Source organism: Kitasatospora sp. NPDC058406, from assembly GCF_042722765.1.
In the GTDB taxonomy this organism is placed as follows: domain Bacteria; phylum Actinomycetota; class Actinomycetes; order Streptomycetales; family Streptomycetaceae; genus Kitasatospora.
In genome coordinates this window covers 22732-30253 of sequence record NZ_JBHXKE010000111.1, presented here as the reverse complement: position 1 = coordinate 30253, position 7522 = coordinate 22732, and the positions used below count along the sequence as shown (strand labels likewise).

Here is a 7522-nt window from a genome sequence, read left to right as displayed (position 1 = left end):
CCCCTCCGGGGGCCGGCCGCCCGGCTCCGACGTTTTCACGCCCGGACTCCCGTCGACCCTCCGCGGCGGACCGGTTACAGGACGGCGCGCACCGCGTCCGCGACCGAACCGATCCGGGTGTAGACGCCCGGGTGGGCGGCCTCGGCGCAGCCCGTGCCCCAGGAGACCAGTCCGGCGAGCCTGCCGGCGACCACCAGCGGCCCGCCGCTGTCGCCCTGGCAGGCGTCCCTGCCGCCCTGCTCCTCGCCCGCGCAGACCATGCCCCGGGCGTCGAAGCGGCCGTCCGCACCACCCGGGTACGCCTGCGCGCAGGTCTGGTCCGGGACGATCGGCACGTCGACCCCACGCAGCGTGGGCGAGTAGTCACCGTGACCGGTGCTGTCACCCCAGCCGTAGACCTGCGCCCTGGTGCCCGCCAGGTACGGCCCGGTCTCGCCCTGACCGACCAGTTCGATCACCGGCCGGGCCTCCTGGGACTCGCCGAGAGTGAGCACCGCCACATCGTTCATGTTGGTGGCGAAGGCGTAGTCGGGGTGGACCCAGACCGCCTGGACCGGCACCTCGCGCCCCGCCCCGCCCCGCAGGTCGTCCCGCCCCACCACGACCCTGAGGCCCGGGCGCTCCACCCGCTGCCCCCTGGACTCGTCGTAGAAGCAGTGCGCGGCCGTCACCACCTTGGTCGGAGTGACCAGCGCGCCGCCGCAGAACTGCCCCGAGCGCCCGGCGCCGAACTGCTGGCGACTGGCCAGCGCCACCACCCAGGGCCGGTCGGCGGTGCTCGCCGCCACACCACCGACGATCCGCCCCTTCGCCTGGGCGGCGGGCACCGCCGGCCCCAGGGCGATCAGCGGCGCGGGCAGGGCGGCCAGCAGGGTCAGGACGGCGGCCCGGCGGGCTCGGCGCACCGGGCGCACCGCGTGCGCCGTCGTCGAGTGCACCGGGGTCGGGGCGGCGGTCGGCAGGTCGGCGCGGTCCGGGCGGTCCGGGTTGGGCGACACCGTGTCTCCAGGTGGCTCGGCAGCAGCAGCAGGCAACCGGCACAGCGTAGGTGACCGGCTACGGTGAGCGACCCCCTGCGGCCGCACAGCCACCCGGACGAGCGACAACGGCCACCCGGACGGTGACGCCGACCGCCCCCGAACAGCCCGAAGGCCCGGAGCGTTCGCTCCGGGCCTTCGGGCTGGACCTGCGACGGTCCGACGATCAGTCCAGGTAGTCGCGCAGCACCTGCGAGCGCGACGGGTGGCGCAGCTTGGACATGGTCTTCGACTCGATCTGGCGGATGCGCTCACGGGTGACCCCGTACACCTTGCCGATCTCGTCGAGCGTCTTCGGCTGACCGTCCGTCAGGCCGAAGCGCATCGAGACCACGCCCGCCTCGCGCTCGGACAGCGTGTCCAGCACGGAGTGCAGCTGCTCCTGGAGCAGGGTGAAGGAGACCGCGTCGGCCGGGACGACCGCCTCGGAGTCCTCGATCAGGTCGCCGAACTCGCTGTCGCCGTCCTCACCCAGCGGGGTGTGCAGCGAAATGGGCTCGCGGCCGTACTTCTGGACCTCGATGACCTTCTCCGGGGTCATGTCGAGTTCCTTGGCCAGCTCCTCCGGGGTGGGCTCGCGGCCCAGGTCCTGGAGCATCTGGCGCTGGACGCGGGCCAGCTTGTTGATGACCTCGACCATGTGCACCGGGATACGGATGGTGCGGGCCTGGTCGGCCATCGCGCGGGTGATCGCCTGACGGATCCACCAGGTCGCGTAGGTGGAGAACTTGTAGCCCTTGGTGTAGTCGAACTTCTCGACCGCACGGATCAGGCCCAGGTTGCCCTCCTGGATCAGGTCCAGGAAGAGCATGCCGCGACCGGTGTAGCGCTTGGCCAGCGAGACGACCAGACGGAGGTTGGCCTCCAGCAGGTGGTTCTTGGCCCGGCGGCCGTCCTCGGCGATGATCTCCAGCTCGCGCTTGAGCTTGGGGGCGAGCTTGTCGGCGGCCGAGAGCTTGTCCTCGGCGAACAGGCCGGCCTCGATGCGCTTGGCGAGCTCGACCTCCTGCTCGGCGTTGAGCAGCGGGACCTTGCCGATCTGCTTCAGGTAGTCCTTGACCGGGTCGGCGGTGGCACCCGCCACGGCGACCTGCTGGGCCGGGGCGTCGTCCTCGTCGTCGTCGGAGAGGACGAACCCCTCCGACTCCTCCTCCGGAGCGTCACCCTCGGCGGCGGGCTTGTCGCCCGGGAGCGCCGCGTCCTCCAGCTCCTCCTCGCCGAGCAGCTCCTCCTCGCCGGCCTTGCCGGTCTTGGTGGCGGTGGTCTTCTTGGCGGCCGTCTTCTTGGCCGGGGCGGCGGCCTTCTTGGCGACCGCCTTCTTGGCGACGGCCTTCTTGGCGACGGCCTTCACGTCGGCGGCGACGCCTGTCCCCTCGACCGTGATCTCGGCGGACACCGTGCTGACCGGCGCGGCAGCGGCCGCGACCGCGGGGGTGGAGACGGGCGCACCGGGCGCGATGCGCACGGGCGGCTTGGTCGGAGTGGCGGGGGTCCGGGTGGTGACCGCCTTGGTGGCCGTGCGCTTGGTGGGGCTCTTGGCAGCGACGCTCTTGCGCTTGGCGCCGGCCGGTTCGGCCGCGCTGACCATGAGATCCACCCCCTCCTCAATCAGAACCTGGTTGAGGCTGCGCATGACGTTCTTCCACTTGGTGACCGGGATCTGGTCCGCCTCGAACGCCTGGCGTACGTCGTCACCGGCGATCTGCCCCTGGGCCTTGCCCCGCTCGATGAGCGCCAGCAGAGCCGCGGACTCGGCGATCTCGGGGGGAAGCGAACGGGATGTGCTGGCCGACACGAACAACCTCTCGGACGATGAGTGGACTCGAACCCGTACCGGCCGCCCGAGCGGGCGGGGAAGGAGATCGCGCGTCGGGCACGCGGTGTCGATTCCGACCGACTCGGGTTTGAGGACTGGGTTTGCAGGACGGCAGCAGCGCCGCGGACCAACACAGCATTCTGACACGTTGGGGTATTCCGGAGCTGCTCCCGCTCAGGAGACATCGCTGCTACACGTCAAGTGTTACGCATGGCCTTCGTGTCGCGGGTCACACCGTTCGCTCTCCGCGGCCCGGGGCCGACTTCCATCATCCCTCACTCGCGCCGAAGCCCGTCACCATGGACACGACACTTGGGCCACCGGGTCGACACCCGGCCCGTTCCGCCGCCCACCGCCCGGACACGCAGAGGCCCTCCGGCTGCGCCGTGGCGGCAGCCGGAGGGCCGGTGGTCGCGGGGAACGGGGGGAACACTCGACCCCGAACGGACCGCTCAGTGCTCCCGGGGCGCCGGGACCGACGGCTCGATCTCGGGGTGGACGGTGAGCAGCGCCCGCGTCGCGGCCTCGGCCGCGGTGCCGTCGCCGGCCCCGAGCGCGTCCACCAGCCGGGCGTGCAGGCTGACGGAGGCCTCGACCGGCCGCTCGCAGGAGATGACCGGGCCGCCGGACACCTGGAGCGCGCAGGCGACGATCCCGGAGAGGTGCTCCAGCATCCGGTTGCCGGCCAGCTGGAGGAGCAGCCCGTGCAGCTCGGCGTCGGCCCGGGTGAAGGTCGAGTGATCGGCCTGGGCTGCGGCGTGACCCATGATCTCGACCAGCTCGACCATGCGCTGCTGGACGTCCTCCCGGCCGTGGCCGGCGGCCAGCCGGGCCGCCAGCGGCTCGATCGCCCAGCGGAGCTCGAACAGCTCCCGGCGCTGCTCGTCCCGCTGGGGGCCGAAGGCGCGCCACTCGATGATGTCCGGGTCGAGCAGGTTCCAGTCGCTGACGGGGCGGACCCTGGTGCCGACGTTCGGCCTGGCACTGACCAGACCCTTGGCCTCCAGCACGCGCAGCGACTCGCGGACGACGGTGCGGGACACCTCGAACCGCTGGCCGATCTCCTCGGGGACGAGCGGCCGGTCGGCGCCGAGGTCGCCGGAGACGATCATCTGGCCGAGCTGCTGGACCAGCTGGCCGTGCAGGCCGCGGCCGCGGCTGCTGGTGGTCTTGCGGCCGACCCGGGCGAGGTCCGACTCGGCGCCCTCCCAACGGGGCGCCGGCGGGGTCGGCCGGTCGGCGTACGAGAAGCGGTCCAGGTCGCCGGAGCCGGGGATGGCCCCGTCGGCGGAACGGGCAGGGGTCATGGTGGGGTGCGCAAGGGTACTCACAGGTCCTTTGTCGGCGATCGGGGAGCACAGCTTGAGAATTCTCGTGAAAAGCACACGAAAGGGTGATCGACCGTGACTGGATAATTGACTTCTTATCAGGAAGAAACGCTCATTGCGGTCACTGGTGGCCGATCTTGGCGAACCGTCAGGGGCCGGACGCCGCCGTTCCGCGTCTCCACGCACCTCCCCGGCGGCCGACCCGCAGTCCGTCCGCAGTCCGCCGGGCGGCCGTGTCCCGGCCCGCGGGGTGGCTCAGAGCGCCCGGCGCCGGGCCTGGACCAGCAGGGTGGTCAGCAGCAGTACCAAGGCCGGCGCCGTCACCGCGGCCAGCAACGCCGGGTCGGTCAGGGCCGACCCGCTCTCCGCAACCCGGCGGTCCCCGCCGTACACCCATCCGTACGCCCACTCGACCCCCGACTGGAACGGCAGCAGCTCCGCCGCCCGGGTCGGCCACGCCGTCCCGGTCTGCCGCAGCAGCAGCGCCACGCCCGACTCCAGCAGCGGCGGCAGCGCGCAGAGCAGCAGCACCCCGGCAGCGGCGCTGCGGGTGAGCGAGGCCGTCAGCACCCCGGTCCAGCCCGCCACGACCACCAGCAGGACGAAGGCCAGCAACGCGGCCGGCGCACCCTGCCCGGCCGCCAGTGCCACGGGCGCCAGCACGGTCGGCAAGTCGCCGAGCCCGCCCAGGCCGGCCGAGGCCAGCGCCTCCGCCACCCGACCGGAGAGCGCGGCCGGCTCGGACCACGCCGTCACCGTCGCCCCTGCCGGCAGTGCGAGGTGCACGGCCACCGCGTCGACCAGCAGTGTGACCAGCGCCAGCAGCGCCGCCACCGAACCGGTCACCAGCAGCTTGGCCGTCAGCAGCCGCACCCGGCGCGGGTACGACACCTGCGAGGCCGCCAGCCCCGGGTGCCGCACCTCGTGCCCGTACGACAGCGCCCCCAGCACCCCGGCCCCCAACGCGGCGAACGGCAGGGGCACCAGCGGCACCGTCGCCGTCAGCAGCCGCACCGCCGCCGCACCGTCCAGCCCCCCGTCGGGCAGTTGCCCCGCCAGCACGGCGGCCACCGCCGCGTCACAGAGCACCACGGCACCGAGCAGCAGCCAGGTGGAACGCAGGCCGCGCAACCGGCGCAGCTCGTAGGCCAGAACTCGCACGGTTCACTCGCTCCGAAGGTCGATGGTGGCGGGGGTGACGGGAAGGACGGCGGCTCCGTGGCCGGGTGCCTCTGCCCCGGCCAACCCGGCGGACGTCCACACCGGGGCGGGAGCGGGGGTGGGCGTGGGCAGAGCCGGCAGCGCGTGTGCCGGCGCCGCGGCCGGGAGGGCTGCGGAGGCGTGCTCGGGTGTCCCGGTCGCCGGTGCAGCCCCGCGGGCCGGCCCGGCCTCCCCGGAATTCGCCGGGGCAGCAGCAGGGTCGGATCCGGAGGCCCGAAGCGAGCCCGAAGCCGGCGCCGGAGTCGGAGTCGGAGTCGTTGCCGCAGCCGCAGCCGCCGACAGCGAGCGCGACCCGGTCGGCATCCGGCCGTGACCGGCGGGCCCGGAGTACGCCGGCAGCCCGCGCGCCCCTGCGGGGTCGGCCGCCCGGCGCTCCGTGACGGCGCGGTCGTCGCCCGCCCCGGTCGGCGGCACGGGCGTCCGCGGGGACCGTACGCCCGACTCCGCGAGGGGTTGGGCGAGGCGGCCGAGACGGACGGTGTCGTCGGTCGTCAGGTCGTCGGAGGGCACCGCGTGTTCGGGGAACGCGGATACCGGCGTGACGCCGGACCGGGCCAGGTCGTTCAGGCCGTCCCGGAAGAGCCGGTCCACGGCGACCGTCGGGGAGGTGTCCGCGTCCTCGTCCTCGACCGGGCGCGCGGCCCGGGTCTGGGTCCGGGTCTGGGCCTGGGCATGGGCCGGAGCCCGGTCCTGGAGCCGCACCCGGGCCGGGTCCTGAACGGACGTCGGGGCCTGAACCTGCGCCGGTGCCGGAGGCGGGGTCACGGCCGGAGGCGGGGTCTCCGCCGGCGTGAGCGGGGGCTGGAGCCGGGGTGCCGGTGCGGATCCGGGCCGGCGGGCCGCACGTCGGCCGGCCCGCCCCGTGATCGCCGACAGCGCGGTCGCGGCCGAGACGGCGACCGGGGCCACGGCCGGCCCGGGTGCGACCGGCAGCGCGAGGGTGGGCGAGGGCGTCTGGTCCCGCTCGGCGGCGGCCGGCTGCGGCACCGGGGCCGGCTCCGTCGACACCGGGGGCAGCGCGACCGTCCGGTCCGCTCCCCCTGCCCCGAGCTCCGCCTTCCGGCCTCCACCGGTCGGCTCCCGCCGCTCCTCCGGAGCCCCCTGATCCCGCTGCGCCTTCGCCGGGCGGTCCTGTCCCGCCCGGTTCTGGAGGTGAAGGTGCCCGGAGCGCCCGGACCCGACCGGCAGGGCGGCCCGGGGAGCGGGCTGCTCGACCACGCGGTCGGCCAGCTCGTGCAACAGGATGCCGTTGCGGTAGGCGAGTTCACCGATCTCGGTACGGCCGATCCCGGCCACCGCGAGACCGGCCCCGCCGTCGCGGCGGACCTGCGCCCCCTGGCCGACCAGCAGGTCCGCAAGCCGCGCCATCTGCGGCCCGCGGACGGCGACCTCCGGGCTGAGCCGGGTGCGGCGGAACTCCGTCACCGGCTGGTCGGCCACCAGCCGGCCCTGGTCCAGGGTGATCACCCGGTCGGCGAACCGGGCGGCGTCCTGCGGAGTGCGGGTGGTGACCAGGACCGTCCCGCCCGCGACGCCGAAGGAGCGCAGGAAGGACTGGAACCACTCCGCGTTGCGCGGCGAGAGCCCCTCGGTCGGCGCGTCCAGCAGCAGGATCCCCGGGTCGCCGAGCAGCGCGGCGGCGAGGGCCAGCCGCCGGTGCATCCCGGGCGAGAAGGTCCGCAGGCGCTGGTCGGCGACGGCCGCCAGCCGGGTCTGTTCCAGCAGCTCGTCGGCCCGGCTCGCCGGGACCCCGACGGCCGCCGCCAGCATCCTGAGGTGACCGCGCGCCTTCCGGCCGGGGTGGCCCGCGGCGTCCGCGGCTCCGCCGGCCCGGCCGGGGTCGGGCAGCACCACGCCGACCTCGCGCTCGGGCCGCCGCAGCCGGCGGTAGGTGCGGCCGTCGAAGAGGGTCACGCCCCGGCCGCGTTCGAGTTCGAGCATCAGCCGCAGGGCGGTGGACTTGCCCGCGTCCTCGGGACCGAGCAACGCCGTCACCATGCCGGGACGGGCGTCGAAGGTCAGATCCAGTACCGCCGGCGGACCGCCCCGTCGGTAGACCTTGGTCAGTCCGGTGATCTGGATCATCGCTGGCTGCTCCCATGCCTCGGCCGACCCGGTCT

At 74.4% G+C, this 7522-nt stretch carries 5 protein-coding genes; all 5 read right to left on the bottom strand.

The genetic code is table 11. The annotated features are described in order from the left end of the window. Positions 1–74: 74 nt before the first annotated feature. Positions 75–914 (bottom strand): S1 family peptidase, encoded by an 840-nt coding sequence (locus ACFWOG_RS22230; RefSeq protein ID WP_380360517.1) that lies wholly within the window; start codon positions 912–914, stop codon positions 75–77. Between the two features lie 289 nt (positions 915–1203). Then, a complete protein-coding gene (locus ACFWOG_RS22225; protein WP_380360515.1) occupies positions 1204–2838 on the bottom strand; it encodes an RNA polymerase sigma factor in 1635 nt (544 codons plus the stop codon). 467 nt (positions 2839–3305) lie between these two features. After that, complete coding sequence (locus ACFWOG_RS22220; protein ID WP_329882607.1) at positions 3306–4238, bottom strand: FadR/GntR family transcriptional regulator; 933 nt, start codon at positions 4236–4238, stop codon at positions 3306–3308. Between the two features lie 198 nt (positions 4239–4436). Then, complete coding sequence (locus ACFWOG_RS22215; RefSeq protein ID WP_329950013.1) at positions 4437–5342, bottom strand: hypothetical protein; 906 nt, start codon at positions 5340–5342, stop codon at positions 4437–4439. A gap of 3 nt (positions 5343–5345) precedes the next feature. Beyond that, positions 5346–7487 (bottom strand): ATP-binding cassette domain-containing protein, encoded by a 2142-nt coding sequence (locus tag ACFWOG_RS22210; RefSeq protein WP_380360512.1) that lies wholly within the window; start codon positions 7485–7487, stop codon positions 5346–5348. Between the last annotated feature and the right edge of the window lie 35 nt (positions 7488–7522).

Excerpts from the sequence above, each read along its gene's own strand:
- ACFWOG_RS22210 (WP_380360512.1), bottom strand. The coding sequence starts at position 7,487 with ATGATCCAGATCACCGGACTGACCAAGGTCTACCGACGGGGCGGTCCG.